13 protein-coding genes are annotated in these 18053 nt (G+C 53.5%); 8 read left to right on the forward strand and 5 right to left on the reverse strand.

What is annotated here, in order from left to right; all coding sequences use genetic code 11:
* Window positions 1-108 precede the first annotated feature (108 nt).
* From RHM65_RS04575 to RHM65_RS04600, 6 genes are all read left to right on the forward strand, one after another.
* Window positions 109-303 carry a hypothetical protein gene (locus RHM65_RS04575; protein WP_322184372.1) on the forward strand — a complete coding sequence of 65 codons (195 nt, stop codon included), beginning with the start codon at window positions 109-111 and terminating at the stop codon, window positions 301-303.
* 145 nt (window positions 304-448) lie between these two features.
* A complete protein-coding gene (locus tag RHM65_RS04580; protein ID WP_322184374.1) occupies window positions 449-1624 on the forward strand; it encodes an XRE family transcriptional regulator in 1176 nt (391 codons plus the stop codon).
* The gene (locus tag RHM65_RS04585; protein WP_322184376.1) at window positions 1624-2148 is read left to right on the forward strand and encodes a DUF4411 family protein; all 525 of its coding nucleotides are present in this window, start codon (window positions 1624-1626) and stop codon (window positions 2146-2148) included. The genes RHM65_RS04580 and RHM65_RS04585 overlap by 1 nt, the downstream gene beginning before the upstream one ends.
* A gap of 1324 nt (window positions 2149-3472) precedes the next feature.
* Complete coding sequence (locus RHM65_RS04590) at window positions 3473-5047, forward strand: hypothetical protein (protein ID WP_322184378.1); 1575 nt, start codon at window positions 3473-3475, stop codon at window positions 5045-5047.
* A gap of 608 nt (window positions 5048-5655) precedes the next feature.
* A complete protein-coding gene (locus tag RHM65_RS04595) occupies window positions 5656-8364 on the forward strand; it encodes a hypothetical protein (protein ID WP_322184380.1) in 2709 nt (902 codons plus the stop codon).
* Between the two features lie 59 nt (window positions 8365-8423).
* Window positions 8424-8642, forward strand: a complete 219-nt coding sequence (locus tag RHM65_RS04600) for a hypothetical protein (protein WP_322184382.1) — start codon at window positions 8424-8426, stop codon at window positions 8640-8642.
* 2079 nt (window positions 8643-10721) lie between these two features.
* Here RHM65_RS04600 and RHM65_RS04605 read toward each other — a convergent pair.
* The gene (locus RHM65_RS04605) at window positions 10722-10985 is read right to left on the reverse strand and encodes a hypothetical protein (protein ID WP_322184384.1); all 264 of its coding nucleotides are present in this window, start codon (window positions 10983-10985) and stop codon (window positions 10722-10724) included.
* Window positions 10986-12498: 1513 nt separating this feature from the next.
* Here RHM65_RS04605 and RHM65_RS04610 point away from each other — a divergent pair.
* Window positions 12499-12783: a pyocin activator PrtN family protein gene (locus tag RHM65_RS04610; RefSeq protein ID WP_322185256.1), complete on the forward strand. Its 285-nt coding sequence runs from the start codon at window positions 12499-12501 to the stop codon at window positions 12781-12783.
* 73 nt (window positions 12784-12856) lie between these two features.
* On the opposite strand, the gene RHM65_RS04615 is transcribed toward RHM65_RS04610, so the two are convergent.
* Window positions 12857-13309 carry a hypothetical protein gene (locus RHM65_RS04615; protein ID WP_322184386.1) on the reverse strand — a complete coding sequence of 151 codons (453 nt, stop codon included), beginning with the start codon at window positions 13307-13309 and terminating at the stop codon, window positions 12857-12859.
* 229 nt (window positions 13310-13538) lie between these two features.
* On the opposite strand from RHM65_RS04615, the gene RHM65_RS04620 reads away from it, so the two are divergent.
* Entirely contained in the window at window positions 13539-14054 is a 516-nt protein-coding gene (locus RHM65_RS04620; RefSeq protein ID WP_322184388.1) for a hypothetical protein, read from the forward strand.
* A gap of 1293 nt (window positions 14055-15347) precedes the next feature.
* On the opposite strand, the gene RHM65_RS04625 is transcribed toward RHM65_RS04620, so the two are convergent.
* The 3 genes from RHM65_RS04625 to RHM65_RS04635 all read right to left on the reverse strand — a co-directional run bounded on the left by RHM65_RS04625 (window position 15348) and on the right by RHM65_RS04635 (window position 18038).
* A complete protein-coding gene (locus RHM65_RS04625; protein ID WP_322165339.1) occupies window positions 15348-16340 on the reverse strand; it encodes an IS5 family transposase in 993 nt (330 codons plus the stop codon).
* 411 nt (window positions 16341-16751) lie between these two features.
* On the reverse strand, window positions 16752-16997 hold the full coding sequence (locus RHM65_RS04630) for a hypothetical protein (RefSeq protein WP_322167113.1): 246 nt from the start codon (window positions 16995-16997) through the stop codon (window positions 16752-16754).
* 288 nt (window positions 16998-17285) lie between these two features.
* Window positions 17286-18038, reverse strand: coding sequence for a hypothetical protein (locus tag RHM65_RS04635; RefSeq protein WP_322184390.1), 753 nt, complete (start codon window positions 18036-18038; stop codon window positions 17286-17288).
* Between the last annotated feature and the right edge of the window lie 15 nt (window positions 18039-18053).

Raw genomic sequence — 18053 nt, forward strand, 5'->3', positions numbered from 1 at the left:
CGCAGCGTCAGCCAGACCAACTTGCCTACGTGGAATGCCAATGGCACGGCCGTGCAATAGTGAATAGTATTTTGCGTGGCGGGGATTTGCAGGAACAGGAGCGCAATCATGAGTACCGATATTGCTAGAGCGCGAATGATTTCGGAGCTTACTAAGCTTGCGGAAGAATTTCAGTCTACGGCGGCAGGCCTGGGTGAGCTTCGGATCGCCGAAGGGATGATGGATGCCGAAACAAAAGAGCTGATAGATCGGCTTCTCTACACCTCGTCCCGCTTGATGGATCTTGCTGGTGAAGCTGAGTAAATCGCTGAGTGGGTGGCGTGGCGGGGATTTGTAGGGGTTGAGCGGATAACGCTTGCGATAGATGGTATCGAACATCAGTATCTTGTACTGACCGCCACCGTGATAATGGATGAGATATATGAAGATGGAGCTAGGGCGGTGACCAATGCCGGGGATTAATCCAGAGGTGCTCTTATGGGCCCGCGAGACAGCAGGGCTTTCAAGAGAAAAGGCTGCGAAGGCACTTTCTATCGGGGGTAGCAAAATTCCCGGTGACGAGATGTTGCGCCTGTACGAAGAAGGTAAGAAGGAAATTTCTCGTCCGATTTTGGTAAAGATGGCGAACGTATACCGGCGTCCTCTTCTAATTTTCTACCTCCCAAGCCCTCCGGCGCGAGCGGCAAGGGGAGAAGATTTCCGAACTCTTCCAGAAGAGCTTCGAATAGAAAGCAATGGAAGTTTAGACGCCCTAGTTCGAGACATCTATGTCCGCCAAGACCTAGTAAAAAATGTTCTTCAGGACGTAGAAGAGGCGTTTCCTCGGGAGTATGTGGGTAGCGTGCAGATAGATCGTACGCCACAGGAAGTGTCTGAGCGTCTTGGCGCTATAATAGGATTCGATATAAATGAGTTTAGACGCTTCGGAAAGTCTGAGGAAGCATTCTCTTATCTAAGACGGCTCGTGGAAAGCGTGGGCGCATTTGTACTGCTGATGGGTAACTTAGGCAGCCATCATACGGATATCCCGGTGGAAGCATTCCGAGGCTTCGCATTGTCAGATAAAATTGCTCCATTTATCGTGATTAATGATCTTGACGCGCCATCTGCCAGATCATTCACTCTACTGCATGAGTTCGCTCATATTTTAATTGGGGTAACCGGCCTGAGTGGCAGTCGTTCCGAGCAGAAAATTGAAAGATACTGCAATGACATCGCCAGCCTGATGCTATTACCTGCTGGTGATTTATCCAAGCAAAACTGGTATGCAGAAAACTTAGAAAGTTTGGCGCAGAAAATTAGTGGATTCGCTAGAGGTCTGAATATAAGCAACTCTCTTGTCGCTTACCGCCTGTATTCAACTGGCATTATTCAGCTGGACACATGGAATGAGCTATCTACGAAATTCCGAGAGCTGTGGATCGCCCAAAAGGCTGCCACAAAAGAAAGCAGAGGTAGTTCTAGCGGCCCTAGTTACTACGTAGTTCGAAGACACAAGCTGGGTGGCGCAATCGTCGGCCTGGTCCAGCGAACTATGCGCGAAGGCGCTTTGACGGCAACTAAAGCTGGAAGAGTATTGGGCGTAAAGCCCGCCAATGTCTATAACTTGGTCGGCACATTATAATGGCGCTTGATAGGAAGATTTACCTGCTGGATGCAAACACGCTAATTACATCAAATGGTGTTTACTATCCACAAACGATGGTCCCCGAGCTTTGGTCGTGGCTGCTCCACCAAAGCCAGATTGGCCGCATAAAAATGCCGATTGAAATTTATGAGGAAGTACTGGCCGGGAAAGAGGATCAGCTAACAGGTTGGCTGAAAAAACCAGAGGTAAAAGCCAGCCTGATACTGAAAGAAGATGCAGATCCTGCGGCCGTTGCGCACGTGACCTTCAGCGGATATGCAGCAGACCTTAATGAAAACGAATTGGCATATATAGGCAGAGATCCATTTTTGATTTCTTATGCTCTAGCATCATCCGCAGACCGATGCGTAGTGTCTTTGGAGACGTCTAAACCTTCCGCCCAAAGGCAAAACAAGAAAGTTCCGGACGTATGCAAGGCTCTTGGAGCGCAGTGCTGTGACGTTTTCAGCATGATGCGTGCTCTCGATTTCAAGACCGGGTGGAACAAGCAGAAGATTTAGTGTCGCGTAAGTCAAGCCCGGCCAACCTCCGGGCTTTTTATTGCCTGCGATTCGCCCTGCTACGCCTCCGCCCTTCGCACGCCATACTTGACCACAAACACAGTCGCCGTGCCCTTGCGCTTAAACATCAGCGTCACCTCCAGCGCAATGAGCGCTACCTCATCGTTCGTTGGTACGAACGGTACGAACCAGCAAGCACTCGTACCGCGCGCCACATCCCCGCTAGAACCCGAAGCAAAAACTTCCCTTCTCAAGCCAGTCACATATACCAGCAACATCAAATCAATGATGGGGCAGAATCATGAGCAGCAATAACAGACTGGACAGCGTGTGTGCGGCATCGATGCTGGTTTCACTCGATGGCCAGGCAAGGCCGGCGCATGAGTGGGCAGCAATTCATGGCATTAAATGGACGACCGTGAAGATGCGCAGGTATCGAGGCCTGAGCTGGGACAAAGCGTTTGAACCCCAGCCGCGAGGCAGAAAACCCAATTACCGTTGTGGTACGTGCGGGAAAATATGTGAGCCGGAAAGTGATTCTTTGGTTGCATAAAAGTTTTAGCCACAAATTCTCTGTTTGTGGCTAAGCAATCAAATCAACACTCCGGAGTATCAAGAAATGGCAATTGGCGACATTAATGGCGATACCGCCGACACCTACGCTGCTCGCGCCAAGCAAACCAGCTTTGACGTGACGAATACGCCCGCGAAGTATTTGGCGCCGCCTGCTGGTCAGCAGCCTCCGGCCGGGCCTATTGGTCGTGCGCAGCAGCAGCTCCCGCCCTCGCAGCCGGGCAATCTTGGTCAAAGCGATCTAACGCCGCCTGACCCGGTGGCTGACGCGCAGCGGCCATCAAGTCTGACTGACGCGCTTCCTGGCTTTACGGCAGCGCAGCCAAGCGCGCCGCAGACACCAGCGCCACAGCCGAACAATCTCGGCAACATCAATCTGTCGCCACTTGATCCGGTTTCTGCCGCTCAGTCCGGCCCAGGCAACTTGGCGAATGTTTTTCAGCCGTCGGCCGTTTCTCAGCCTGCTCCAACCCCGCCAGCACAACCGGTTACGCCTCCCGCGCAACCTGCGCCAGCCAATCTTAGTCAGCCTAACTTTGTCACGCCGATGCCAGCAGGTCCGCAGGCACCACCACTGACGAATCTTGCGCAGATCGGATCGACCATTGGCGCGAACGCTTTGGCTGCGCCCGCGCAGGCTCAGCCCGTAGATCCTAAGCCGCCCCAAGATGCCGGCCCACTTGGGATGCTGCCGACGGCAACGAATCTCTCTCATGCTAGCCCTGGCCCCGTGCCTTTGCCGGCATCAGGCGTGTTCAGCACAGATCCATTTACAAAACAGCAACAGGTAGCCGCATGGAATGCCCAATTTTCCGGCAAGCCTGCCGCATCAATGAGCGGTGCCACTCCGACAGATCCAAATCCTGTTGCACAGGCGCAGCCCGCTAGCCAGGCATCGAGCACTCCAACTACTGCGCCTGAGCCAGCCTCGTTAGATATCTATCGCTCAACTGGGGCAGGAACAGACGCTGCCGGGGCTAATAGGGCTGGCGGACAGATTGTCGCGGCAACCGGTGCGAACGGCGAGGCCAGCTTTTCTAATGCTCCAGGCGATCAAGGTTCCGCGCAAAACCTCGGGGACATCATCAACAAACCAGCCCCGCCAGCAGCCAACCCTAATGCCAGTCTCGCGTCTTTGGGCTCGGCGGCTAATCTCGGCGACGGTATCGGAACTTTCAGTCAGGCGCAGCCAGGTGATGCCGCGCTGGCCATGGGTCGCTTCCAGAAAGCGCACGACCTCCGAGAGAGTTACAAAAACGAAGACCGACGCGATCAGGCGCTTGGTGCGCAATGGAGCGCAGATCACACTAATATCGTCCACGACAGCAGCAAGCCGCTCACCACCGGGCAGAAGCAAAGCGACGCCGGGCTAGATCAGACCAGAGAGCGCGCCGCGAACAGAGTTGTCGCCGCTCAAGGCTTAGTCGACTCAGGCATTAAAGATCGCGCCGGCGAGCAGCAGTTACGACAGTCGGGCCGGCTTGAGGATGCGCTTAACGCGGCAACTGCTCCAGACGCGACGCCGGAGCAGCAACAGCGCTTGCGGACATTGGTAGACCCTACCGGCACGGCGGGCCTTGACCGGCAGCTGAAAGTGGCGAGTATCGACGAGAAAAATGCTTCCACCGCTGCCAAGCTTCGAAATACCAATAAGGCAGGGAATCTTCCTGTGGGTCTTCAGAAACTTGAAGACGGTGACATTGATGCGGTGAGCAACGTTCAGAGCATCAACACTCAGATGGGCAACATCCTCGGTCAACTCGATAACGGCAGTCTAGTGCTTGGTCCGGTTGAAAACAGAACGAACGAGCTCCGGAACGCTAGCGGCAGAAGTAACCCGCAGAGCGCGAACTACGCATCGTTCAAGTCAACCTTGGAAAAGATCCGCAATGACAGCCTTCGCCTGAACAAAGGGCCGCAAACTGAGGGTGATGCAAACCGCGCTTGGAACGAGCTTCTTTCCAACATAAACGACCCGAAGGTTGTGAAACAGCGTCTTGGCGAGATCCAAGTAATGAACAACAAAGCTGCTCAAGTCCGCCTAGGGATGATCAACAGCCGACGTAAAAATCAGGGTATAGGCCCGCTAAACGTTGACGACATAATTGGTGCGCCGCCGCAGCCTTCTCAGGCCGCACAGGCTGCACAGTCTGCACAGCCCCAGCAGACGGGCACGGCTTCGAGTACTCCAGCGCTACAAGCGGCTCAGGGTTCCGCCGTGCAACCCGCAGCAATCCCACAGATTCAGAATGACGACGACTTCAACAAGCTGCCGTCCGGGGCGCAATTCATCGATCCCAACGGTAATCATCGGAGGAAACCATAATGGCCGCTTGGGAAAACGCACCTCTGATCAATGCCCCGCGCAACGTTTTGCCTGACGCCGAGTCGGTGCCTACCGCCCGCTCTGCGTGGGAGTCAGCCCCCCTGATCAATCAGCCAGCAGCCGAACAAAGCGCCACGCCGAACCAGCCAGCGGATGGTGGAGTTTTCAGCGACAGCAAAGACAACGTTGGAGCTGGTACTGCGACGATCCGTAGCATTGGCGATATGCTGACGTATGGGCATCAGGACGAGATTCTAGCGGGGCTGGATGCCGCTGTTCAGCCCGTGATACCAATACCCGAAAACGGCTCTTCTGCTGATACTTGGCGCCAGCGCTACAACGAAAACGTCGCCAACCAGCGTGAGCAACTAAAGACCGGTCAAGAGCAGCACCCTATCGCCTCGGCCGTTGGCGGCGTAGTTGGCGCGATTATACCTGCCGTAGCAACCCTCGGAGCCTCACTTCCAGAGTCGGCCGCACTCGCCGTAGGAAAATCCACACTCGGCCGGGCGACGATTAAAAGCGCGGGAATCGGAGCGGCCCAGGGGGCGGCTTACGGCTTTGGATCTGCGGAAGGCGACGTGGTGGATCGATTGCCTGGTGCTGGTGTGGGCGCACTGATCGGCGGGACTGTCGGAGCAGCTGCTCCAGCGGTAATTTCGGGTGTTGGCGCAGTGGCACGCAGGGTCATGCCGCAGCGATTCCTTCCCGGCCAGAGTGCTGGCGCTTCAGTAGCGCAGGGCGCCGAGGGCGATGCTCAGGCAGCGAGTCAAGCTGGCGCTCCAACTCCGGGAGTCGACGCACAGCCATCTGGCCCTATTGGTGGCGCGCTCGATTCAAGCAAGAGTGCCAATCAGCACGTCTACGACACTGTGAACGCCCCCGCCAAAAAGCAGGACTTGGCGATTGCCGATCTGGCTGATTACATTAATCCTCAAAAGAACGTCGTCGACGCAATGGCGCGCCTCGGTATTCACAACCCTACCCCCGGCGAGATCACCGGAAATCCTGAGGTTCGCGGCCTTCAAGGTGCTTTCGCGGCCCAGTCTAGTAACCCACTGACAGCCCGGCTCACTGAGAACCGCAATAAGTTGGCGAGCGCCGCTGACGATCTGATCAGCGAGTATGGAGGGTCGACCGACAAGGCCGCATTCTCTATGGATTTTAAGGACAAGAGCCTCGACACCATAAATGGTCTGCGCAAGGAAGCATCTGACCTTTACGACCATGTTGGCACCGCTCTTCCGGAATCGACCCCTGCGCCCGCCGAGGGCGCACTGGCGCATATACAGGCGAATCTGGATAACGTGGGTGGCGACGTTAGCTTGCTTCCGGATTACCAGCAGAAAGCATACAGGGTGCTGACTGCCGACCCTGACGTGGGCAAGCCGCTTCAATCGGTTGCTGGGCTAAACCTCCCCGACAGGCACGTCGCCACCGCCAAGGCGCTCAGCGCCGCCGCCGATGATCTGGTTACCGGCAATGGCGGCTCACTGGACAAGGCTCGATTTTCCGACGATTTCAAACAGCAGGGGGTGGACACTCGCGATGCGTTGGAAACTCAGTCGAACAGCCTTTATCAGCAGCTTAATACGGCCATTCCAAAAACAACCTTTGCCCCTGCCAAGTCTACCGTTGGCTATTTGGCCGGCAAGCTCGTAGAGCTCGGTGGTCGAGATGAGCTTTTGTCGCCCGCCGAACGACTGACGCTCAACGCGCTATCTCCTAAACTGGTAGGCGGATCAGCCGTCGAACCTACCTACTCGGCGCTAGATACCGTGCGGCGCCAGGTTGCGGCCGGCTACAAAGGGCGCGGCCCATTCGCCGACAGCGACAGTCACGATCTTGACCGACTATATGCAACCCTAAGCCAGGATCAGCAGCGAGCAGTTGAGGCGGCAGGTCCGGAATATGGAGAGATGTTCTCGCAAGCAAAAGGGCTGGTTGCCCAGCGCAAGCAGCTTGAAGACTCCCTCAAGGCAACGCTCGGCAAAGACTTGTCAGGATCGGTCGGCAACGTCGTGTCGGGCGCAGTCAAGAAGCTGGCAACCGGTGACTTCCAGTCGTTTGACCGTACCCTGTCTAACATCCCGGATAGCCTCAAGTCGCAGGCGGTGCTGACAGGCATTGGTGATGCCTTTTCCGGCGGCAAGGGCAAAGGCCTGAATATTCCGGCGATGACTGACTGGTATCGCAGCCTTCAAAGCAATCCTGCTGCCTTGGCGCGCTTGGAATCGCATCTGACGCCCGAGGCTGCCCAGCAGTTGCGCGACCTGAACACGGGCGCCGCAAATCTACGGGGCCTTGCCGACGGATCGGTAAAGGACAGCTCAGTCAGAGTGCCTACGTTCAAGACGGTAGATGATCTGCGCCGCGCCATTGAGTCGAAAGCGCATAACGGGCACTTTGCGGACGCTGAGGACAATGAGCTTCAAAAATTCCATGGCGCGTTACTGAGTGATCAACAGAAGGTCGCAGACGCTCACGGTGTCGGCGTCCCGTTCGCGTCAGCTCGATACCTGGAGCACAAAGGCAAACATGCCCAAGACAACTTGACCGACTTGCTGGGTCGCAAACTTGAAAGCTCCATAGCCGCGAAGATGGGGCCGGCGATTGAGCAACTGCGCACCGGCAACACCGAGAAATTCGAAACCATGATGCGCAAGGTTCCGAAAGAACAGCAGCAGTCGGTGGTCATGACAGCACTGAGTAGCGGCTTCACCAAAGGCTCGCGCACCTCGCAAGACATCACGCCAAAGGGGCTGACTGATTGGTATGACGGCCTGCTCAAGAACAAAGCCGGGCTAGACCTTCTCTATAAGTACATGCCGGAAGGCGCCCAAAAACGCCTTGAGGATGTCGTTACATCTTCCAGGGCGATGGCTGCCGCAGACGCAAAGGTCATAGGCACAGGCATTTCGAAAGACCCGTTCAAGGATCAGGATGCGGCAGGACAGAAAACTGTAATTCGCCGCGTGCTCGGACTGGTCAAGCCAATTGCACTAGGAGAGGCTGCTGGGCATTTGACTGGCATCCCCGGCCTAGGAAGTGCTGCGGCGCTTTACTCGGTGTTGCGTACGCCAAAGACGCCAACACTAGAAGCCGCTATGCAATTATTCGCTGGCCGCCAATTGGGAGATGCGGTGCGGGCGATCACGAGTTCAGATGGAGCGCTTCGTCCCATCGTACTAGCCCAGCAAAAGCGGCTTGCTCGTACGATGGCGTATCGGAAGTGGGAGCGGAGTCTCAACGATTCAGCGCGGGCCCGTATAGCAACTGTTGGCCCGCTGGTTTACCTGACAGAGCCGGACCAATAACCGTTGCCGTAGAGCCAGGGATGGCTCTACGATGGCACCTCAAGGGAAGGGTGGGCGTCATGCAAAATGTAAAGGTCGTATTCGCCTACAAGCGTGGATTCAGGCGGTTTTGGGTAGTTGCATCCGTTATCTGGCTATCGCTGGCTCTAGCTGTATTCTGGGGCGGTCCAGAGTTTTCAATGGCGTTCCTTGAGTGGGGTGTTGCCCCGGTAGCTCTGGTATACGCGATAGGTGCGGCCACAGTCTGGATCATCGAAGGTTTCGCTCGGCCTGATTGATCAGCATCCAGGGTGGGCGCTACCTATGAATGCCGCTCCCTTTTGAAATAATTTCCCTGTCCTGAGTTGGGTCACGACCGCCTTGTTCTGAGAGCGGTCTATCGCCCATGCCTCAACTATAGATGGCTCGCCAGGTACAACGAACACAAGGCTAAAACTGTTGACCGAAATGAAAGCCCCCTTGTCGTAAGCCCCTGGCGATCCGACCACCTCAACCGAAGGCGATTGCTCATCAAGCGTTACTGCAAACGTCGTACGTGAAAACCCGTCGTCAACGAATGTGTAGCCTAAGTCAGCGCTGGCGCTTTTGCCTTGCAATCCCGAAACAATCCAGCATTCTGCCTGCGCGGACGTTGCACACATCGCAGCCATCAAGCCCGCCACATGCGTCCACGTCTTAAGCCGTGTAATTCCTGCTTCCGATATTGTCACTTGCTCTTCCTTGGTGGAGTAATACGACTTAATCCGTAGGGATATTGTTAGCACAGGGTGTCACGGCGTTTCCAGCCACATAGCGTTTCTCGCATCCAGATACCGCGAGACAGCGCCATGCGAAATGCTCCCTACGAAATCGGCACCGTTTTCATTCCCCGCCCACCCGTTCGCAGTACCGTTTGCGCTGGAGCTACGCCTATCACTATCGAGGGGATGACGCTCCCGGCTGCTGAGTGGGCATCTCGCCTCGGGCTCAAGTGGTCGACCGTCAAAATGCGGCGTTTGCGAGGCTTCAGTTGGAGCGCTGCGTTAGAGCCAGCTTTGAGGCGAAGCACGTTCATGTCCGGGTGGGCGCTTCAAGCTCGATAGACAGCATCTCTCTATTCGATAACTGCTATTTCCGTAGCATTTACACGCGGTATCCCAGCAGCGGTATTCACACCGGTATCCACGGATAAGCCGGTGTCGGAAACCGCTTGGTTACGGGCATGGTTACGCTGATGGTTACGCGGAGATGCGTGTTACCAGCGGGCAAAATAACCCGGCATGTCCCTGTCTCTGGTTCGACTGCCCTGCTCATTTAGTGAGCGAAATTGAACGTATTTTAATGTATTTGAACTATTTCGAAGAGATGAGGCGCGGTGTCCAAATCGCACTCTATCGCCTAGGGAATGAGGTTATTTATCTAAGTGTGCGTAACGCTTAATCCGGATATGTTCTCCGCGAAACCGATAAACGGTAAGAGCCTAAGTGATCGCTATAACTCAATGAATAAACTGACAAAAGTTTATAAAGTAAGAGCACTGCTTCACCTACCAAGATGTCGAGATATTAAAATCTATTCATGCGAAATGATTTTTATAGAAAATCTATCCGAATGAGTTTAAATTTATAGTCATTCGAAACGGTGCTGATTTCATTGAGACATAGCTTGAAACAGGCAATTCTCGTCGCTGCCATCTCGTATGGTTACAGCTACGCCAAGTAAGGATTCTGCGCTAAACGTCATGATGTTTGAGGCTTGATAGATCAGTAAGACGTAACTCTTCCGGCGTCACCATAAACGAAAGGAGATGTCCTATGTGCGGCGGGATCGAAGCGCATGACCAAGACGGATTCCGCAGGGTGTACTTCCCAAATCCAGAGGCAGCCATACCCTTAATATTGGCAGATGGGACAGAGTTGGGATGGGTGCGTTGGGGCCGTAGAAAAAGTGAGCCTGGCTCCCATCCATATGGGGGATGGGCAAAACTTGACACATTCGAACTCGGCGGATGGGAGCGCCATTTTCCCCAGCGAGCGCTTGCTCTGGTCCAGGGGCATATGCAAAAAGACTGCGACCTCAACTCGCACTGGTTCGACGTCATTCCGGGCTATGCAATCGAATGCGTTGTAATTGGCGAGGTAGAGGAACGACGGGTTTACGTCATTACAACCTCACCGCCGGAGGAATTTTCCTGGATAAATGACCTATGGCCCAAGGTGGTGCCAATCAACGCTGTTTATGACTCTGCGCCGTACGACCTTCCTAAGAACAGCCAAAGGGGCCAGCTTGACGGAAGTGAGTAATGATCTATTGCCGTTAATCCTGAGCATCCCTGGAGATTGAGTCGAGGTGATCCCGAGCGTGCGCGTTTGCAGAAATCAGTTAAGCGTCGGCGGCAACTCAGAGAGGATTTCGGCCAACTCGCGCCACGGATACAGTTTGTCGCCGCTCGCTATGCATCCAGGAAGGTGCGTAAAAGACAATCCTGCAAGGGAAGCGGGTTGCGAAGCCAGGCACGTATAACAGACGACAAGGTTGCCCATCATCAACCACCTCCCATTCCAACCGATCAGCCGCTCGCCTAGGTCGGTACTGTCGCTCATAGCCGAAGCTAACCAGTAAGCGCGTTCTGCATCTGACATCGGAAACCTCCTTGGTAGTTTGTGCGGAAGCCGCTCCCGGTTAAATGTAGACGCAATTTAACAGCTATTCCCACTCGTACCGGCGTACTCCTAATTAACACCGTCCACCATAGTTTCGCGCACAACTTCGCGCACCTCTGGGACGCAGCGGGCTGTGCGCGAAGGCAGGCAAGCCAAATTCACGAAGCAGCTCACGCACAGATCTCACGCAGCCAGCCTTGCGTGAAACATCTCTCATTGCCGGTACGCACGAACTGGTACGCAAGACGGTACGCAGAGAATCAGTTAACAGCGTTGCACGCGAGTTAACACCCCTACGCGGGAGCTGGTGTCACGCTGGCTTCTTGCGGTGGTTACCAAGCAACTGGTTACCACGCTGGTTAACACGGAACTGGTAACCGGCAGGTTTCCAATCGGAGGTTTCCACGCAGGTTGCCACGGAAAATAAGCTTTTCGCCTGGCAACCACCTCTCGTGAAAAGCGCTATCAGGCGTGTAGCTTTCAACACACTGTGTCGATTTCAACACTGAGTGGCGTTTCCGCCATATTCGGTAAGGCTCGCGATTAATCTGGAGTCGGAGGCGTTGGGGCTGAAACTACCAATATTGGTAATTTCGATTGCCTGGCGAAACAGACCATACAAGCCGACTCGGACCATATGGCCTGACTGGCGCCACCAAGGGTGTGCATTGGATGCAAACCCTTGATCCGGTTAACTACCCCGAATTTGGGTAGTTTAATTACGGCAAGTCCGGGTAGCTCTGCGAATGAAATCGCTTAACCCACGGCCCCCACGTTGACGCTGATCTGTTACTTACCACTGCGCTTCAGGCAGCCGCCTGGCGGGCGGTCGTCTCGCTTCGGAATGAAATGCTAGGCTTTGAAGCTGGCGCGGCCTCCATTCACTTAATCGAACCAGGCGCTCGCTGCGCAACTCGATAGGTCGCGCCTCATCTATAAAGCGAATGCACATGAACAGACTACTAGTTCAGCCTCGAATTCTTAGGGCCTCTCAGGCGCCTAGCTATCTTGGAATGTGTCTCGATGTTTTCAACAAGACAGTGCGGCCATACGTGTGCGAGTTCCCAATCGGTCAGCAGGGCATTGGCTTCGACCGCATCGAGCTCGACAATTGGGCGGATGCGTACATCGCGGCGCACTCGATTGATAAGCGGCAGCACGCAGATACCCTCGCGCGTCAGACGGACGAGGCACTACAGCCGAAACGGAAGGAGCGAAGCTCGGCGATAGCCGGTCTGATCAGCCAGCCAATAGACCCTCACGCGAAGTCAAAGGAGGAGTTCCGAAGAGTGCTGGCATTGGTCACAGGTAGGATCAAGACTAAGGGTGATCGTCGGACAAAAGGGTAGAGCTAGCGATGGGACAGCCCGAGGGTAAGCAGTGGCGCAAAGACCAATGAATCGAATCGTCTACAACCAACTAGCAATTGAGGCTTGGATGGGTGAACAGCTCTGATGGCGTTCATCTCCCACTGATTGGCAGCAACGTTCAATTGAAAACTATTTTCCTGCTAATGGCCCAGTACGATGGCTTGGCTATTATCCCGCTAGACCGGGTATGCGCCGACTACTTCCACCTCACCCCTGAAGGCATGAAACGAAAAGTGCTGACCGGGGAGATTGATCTAGTTATCACGCGGATGGAGAAAAGCCAGAAGTCAGCGCTGGGCGTTCACGTTAACGATCTAGCTGAGTATTTAGATACCCAGCGGGATAGGGCCAAGGTCGAGCATGAGAAGCTCATGGGCAGAAACGTCGATAAAAACCGGAGGCGTTGACTCGCCTACGGTTGCATCTGCCATAACGAAATGGGAGGTCAGGTTGTCGTCCGAAAATCTTGGTGCGGTATCCCTATTGGCTTGCGATCCAAGCCATTGCAGTGCGAGACGCTAGATCGTAACCCTTGCTCAGTGCCTCCCCGGCCAAGTCCTTCAGTTTCGAGGTGGCGCCATCTTTCGCCGCGCTTGCAAGCTTGCCACCAAGTGTTTCCCCTCCAACACTTGAAGGCGTGGATTTAAGAACTTCAAGTGCTTTCGCGGTTAGCGTGCAACCATAGAAGCGCGCAATGTCGGACGTAGAAGCCGTGTGCGTCATGTACCCGGATTCGCTGAGCCACGTTAGAGTCGATCGAAAGAACTCCCTCGCATTGTCCATTTGATCTTCTTGGTCTGGATCGCCACTTCGCACCACGGCGCCAGCAAAATCCATAACCTCCAAGTCGATTGGCATCGGAAAGGACGAGTAAAGCCGCCCAAAGACGCTGCCGGTCAAACGGTTGAATCGATCAATGTTGTCGGCTGCCATGCCCACCTCGTGTTGTAGTTGATTTCAATAGGTACCAGTATCCCTTCATGCTTAGGGAGTAGACCCGACTCTGAGGGGTGGATACGACGGCGCATGTATCGCCGAAGCGAACGACCGGAATCAACCGAACCATAAACCTCCCCCAACCCCAATGCTAATTCATGCTTGTCCTTCGGCGTGACGACGGTAAGCTGCGCCCAACGGCAAAACGAAGCCAAGGAGTATGGCCATGACCAACGAAGTGATTTTTTACACTCAGGTCGCGTCAATCGTCGCGTTTATTATTGCTCTGTTCACGATTTATCACCGTTTGGTGGAGCAGAAGGACGGAGTTATTCAGCTTCTCAAAGAACGCATAACCGAGAAGGACGAAAAAATTGCAGATCTGAAGGCTCAGACGCCTGATGCTTTAGCTGCTGCCCTCAATGATCGAATTAAGCTCACTCAAGATGAGATTGGCCGTCTGAAAAACGATGGGGACTTACATCGCAAAGAGGTAGAGCTAAAGGAGGAAGAGCTTCGCGGCATCCAAGACAAGCTCACTACTCTGTCTGACTTAATCCAGGAGGGCGATTTGATGTGCCCTGAGTGCGGAGCACCCTTGGTCAAGCGCCATGTTTACACTATCCATGGCGGCCCAGACGGCGAATATGAGGATGAGGTCGAGTACGTGGAGTATCAGTGCGGATTGGCGATTGACGGGCTGGGCTTTCAGAAATCGCATTGCCGTCGTCTCACCGCATGAAGCGCCTCACATTATCGCCGCTCATCGGCGCATCAATTGCTTCAGTGGCTCCCAATCCGGCCCCGTCCAGATCGACGTACTGGAGAGTCACAATTCAAAAAGTGAGTAGATTTGTGAGTAGATTTAATGAGCGTCACTCACTACGACCATATAAAACGTGACCTACAGCCAAAAGTTCGATTCCGTCTCTGGCACCAAAATACCGAAAACCCCAAGGAACAATGTGTCCTTGGGGTTTTTTATTGCCTGCGATTTTATGATCTCTGGACCATTTTTGGACCAGGGCGCTTGGGTAGTGGGATTGAAAGGTGTCCAAGGAATTTATGGAGCAGTGACAAAACTGAATATTTTTAACCTGATTTAAATTGCCAGGTTGAGAGCCTCCCTCAGACAAGCTGAGGCGTCGGCAATACAGTCCGCCCCAGCATTGCTCCCTCTTCTCCCATGGCGCGCTATAGGGCCTTTCAGCAACCCTCCCTGCTTTTTTCATAGACCCTGAAGTCACGCGGTGTGCGCGGTGCGCATGCGATTACGTTGCGTGCTCCTGATAGACGACTACAAACTACCGACAGCGCCCACCTCAAATGAAAAGCCCAGCAGCAGGAACCCTTCCTTTGAGCTCAGGCCAGTAAGCCCCTTCAAACAACAATATCTCTCCCGCCTCGAAGACAATCCCACCGGCCGCTGCGTCGCTATCCGTGTCAGCACATCCTTGAAATAGGCATACAGATCACGCCCATTCTCAGGCCCCACAATCGACACCGGTATCTATGGCCGGTCATTTCAAACTCAGGACTGACCTCGCATGCACCACCCATCAACTGACACTCGGCGATGCCCTTCTCTGTTTAGTTCTTGCCGGGCGGATACACGAAACCGATCAGGCATAATCGCCACCGCCTACAGAGTCAGGGACAAGGTCAGTGCTGAGTTTCGGCTAACCCTGAACAAGATCATTCGATGCCGGTCTCCTCGCCAGTGGGTAGAGGCCTACCTGAGAGAGCTAGAGATTTGATATGGCAAAATCGGCACAAAAACGGTTGCTTATTTACTTACCGCCCTACGTGCGCAGTGCAGGATTAACTCTTTGACGACTCTATATTACAGGCAAAAGCTATCTGTCACTGTAGTGGCCCCTGGACTTCCATTTCTGGACCTAGGGAAGGTCTGAAATAAGACCTTCTTTTTCTGGCAAATCGGGCGTCAAGCGCTCCGAAAGAAAGTACTTCACTGAAATTTCGAAAATATCGGCTTTTATTGATGAATAAGCCGGTTTTAAGCACTTATTAACCCTTAATTTCCATACTGCGGACGCACCTGTCCTATAGGCTCCATCAAATGTCGGCGCGCCATCCACAGATTCGACAGTGCAAACAGTGTCACCAACTGCGCCGTGTTCTTTACCAACCCGCGAAACCGCACCTTGGTGTAACCAAACTGGCGCTTGATCACCCGAAACGGGTGCTCAACCTTGGCCCGAGTTTGCGATTTGGCGTATTCAATCTTGCGCAACGCACGGCCAATGACGCTTTTTTCTCCATGTTTGCGGCGGCTGCTGGGCCTGGCGGAGATCGACCAGATCATCTCGCGCCCCTCATGTTCAAGCCGCTTTTCTACGCCGGTGTAGCCCGCGTCGCCACAGAGATGGGTCTCTTCGCCGTGCAGCAACTGATCGACTTGAGTGACGTCCGCGACATTGGCTGCCGTGCCCACCACGCTGTGCGTCAGACCCGTATCAGCGTCTACTCCGATGTGCGCTTTCATCCCGAAAAAATATTGATTACCTTTCTTGGTCTGATGCATTTCGGGGTCGCGTTTACCCTCTTTATTCTTGGTCGACGTCGGCGCATGAATGATCGTGGCATCAACAATTGTGCCCTGACGAAGCATCAAACCTCGGTCTCCCAGGTAGCCATTAATGACCTCCAGGATTCCCCCGGCAAGATGGTTTTTCTCCAGCAGGCGACGGAAGTTGAGAATCGTGGTTTCGTCGGGAATGCGTTCCAGATTCAACCCCGCGAACTGGCGCAGAATCGTGGTCTCATAAAGAGACTCTTCCATTGCTGGATCGCTATAGCCGAACCAGTTCTGCATCAGGTGCACACGCAACATGGCCATCAAGGGATACGCCGGGCGGCCCCCTTCGCCTTTTGGATAATGCGGCTCGATCAAAGCGATCAACCCCTTCCAGGGGACGACCTTGTCCATCTCGCTCAGGAAAATCTCACGGCGGGTTCGCTTACGTTTACCGGCGTACTCGGCATCGGCGAAAGAAATTTGCTTCATGGGGGGCAACCGCTCGGCTCATGTGATGGGGGACATTTCACCAGATTTGAAAACCTTTTTCAGAGTTTCCCTAGACGCTTTGGCAGTTTGATCGAAGTCAGTCCAACGGATTTTCAGCACCTGACCCAAAATTGAACATCTTCTTAGCCTGATTTAAATTGTCAGGTTAAAGCTTCCTTCTGGCACGCTGAGGCATCGAAAATCCTGTACGCCACTACGTACACTCTTTTCTCCCACGGCGCGCTGCAGGGCCTCTGAGCAATCCTCTCTGGTTTTGCTTTTTCATAGACTCCGGAAGTCACGCGGTATACGCGGTGCGTACGCGATTACGCTGTGTATGCCGTTATTTATCTTTCCGAAGCGGATAATCACTCACCATCAATCCATACATTTTTTATCCAGTTAGCAAGATCAGGCCTGGCTGAAAAACGGTACAGAACGGATTAAAAAAAGGCCGACCACCGACATTTTTAACTGACATTTACCTAAGCTTTGACCATTAGGTAGAGCGTCACAAAATAGAAAGTAGGTAAGGGCAAGCAGGGTTAAAAAATACTCTACCCCTGAAAAATAGTCAGGCTCAACGCAGAACTGAATCGAGCGGATAGATGCTTTATGAAGCCTTTTTAATACCAGAGCAAAAATAACAACCGCCATATCAACAACGTAACCGGCCAGTCGCCTTACGGCGATTTACCCGATCATATATGTATGTTGACGGAGCTGGTTCTACATGACTCAAGCATGCACATCTCCGTCGACCAAATAAGGGGAGCGATTGATAAAGTCAGTAGTAGGTGCGGCTTTAGTATTCAGACGCCCCACCACCCCTTCTGAAAATATTAGTTTAAGAAAGCACAATAAATCCATCCCCCCGCTTCGAAAACCAAATAAATCCAACCATCTACTAGTTTTTCCTTAAGCAAAATCAGCAAAATTATTTTTTCACTCGCTTCCACTAAATTTTTCATAAATCCAATTAAACCCGGTGAACAACAATCCAGAGACTAACCCCACCGAGACAAAATAAAACATGCCAACCATAGAAGGGAAGGGCCAGAAACCCAGAGACTCTTGCCCAAACAAAGCGGATGACCCCGCAGGTGCGCCACAGAGTAGCCATATTAAAAAACCACTGAGGATCCCTCCGACGACATAACGAAAAGGAGTAGTAAGAAAACCCTCTATTAGCCACAAAACAGGCCAACTGATTAGCATACTCAGCCCTGCGCCTACAAAGAAAAACAGAACAAAAAAAGCGACGAACTCAGTCCCGCTGAAGAAGCCCCACGCTGCAGCCACAAGGGACAAACCGCCGCAAAGTGGAATTCCTAGTATGTAGCCTCGCCCTCTCTGCGGCTCGTTCTGTTTCGCTACATGTTGCTCTATTCGCATTGCAAGCGCGGTATATAACCCTCCCAACACCAAACCGCCAGCTATCGCAACAACTAGCAAATGCAAAGTAAAACCGCCATAAACCAGATAGATCAGCAAGCTCTGAAACAAGCTGCTCAAAATATGGCGAACCCTATACCCCGGAAAAACCTTGTCACCCAGCAGCAACAAGGGAATCCCCACAAACATGGAAACAATGAACCCAAACAAAAAACCCGAGAACAAGGACGTGAAATTAAAGCCCTTGAGCAATGGCATAAACGCTGCATAAACCAGAGCACCACAAAATGGCACCGCGAACAAGCGCAGAACTCCATC

This window comes from Pseudomonas sp. CCI4.2 (assembly GCF_034350045.1).
Lineage (GTDB): Bacteria > Pseudomonadota > Gammaproteobacteria > Pseudomonadales > Pseudomonadaceae > Aquipseudomonas.

Bases quoted from the DNA above. Each gene is read 5' to 3' on its own strand.
- RHM65_RS04575 (WP_322184372.1), top strand. From the start codon at position 109: ATGAGTACCGATATTGCTAGAGCGCGAATGATTTCGGAGCTTACTAAG.
- RHM65_RS04580 (WP_322184374.1), top strand. From the start codon at position 449: ATGCCGGGGATTAATCCAGAGGTGCTCTTATGGGCCCGCGAGACAGCA.
- RHM65_RS04585 (WP_322184376.1), top strand. From the start codon at position 1,624: ATGGCGCTTGATAGGAAGATTTACCTGCTGGATGCAAACACGCTAATT.
- RHM65_RS04600 (WP_322184382.1), top strand. From the start codon at position 8,424: ATGCAAAATGTAAAGGTCGTATTCGCCTACAAGCGTGGATTCAGGCGG.
- RHM65_RS04605 (WP_322184384.1), bottom strand. From the start codon at position 10,985: ATGTCAGATGCAGAACGCGCTTACTGGTTAGCTTCGGCTATGAGCGAC.
- RHM65_RS04615 (WP_322184386.1), bottom strand. From the start codon at position 13,309: ATGGCAGCCGACAACATTGATCGATTCAACCGTTTGACCGGCAGCGTC.
- RHM65_RS04620 (WP_322184388.1), top strand. From the start codon at position 13,539: ATGACCAACGAAGTGATTTTTTACACTCAGGTCGCGTCAATCGTCGCG.
- RHM65_RS04625 (WP_322165339.1), bottom strand. From the start codon at position 16,340: ATGAAGCAAATTTCTTTCGCCGATGCCGAGTACGCCGGTAAACGTAAG.
- RHM65_RS04630 (WP_322167113.1), bottom strand. From the start codon at position 16,997: ATGGCGGTTGTTATTTTTGCTCTGGTATTAAAAAGGCTTCATAAAGCA.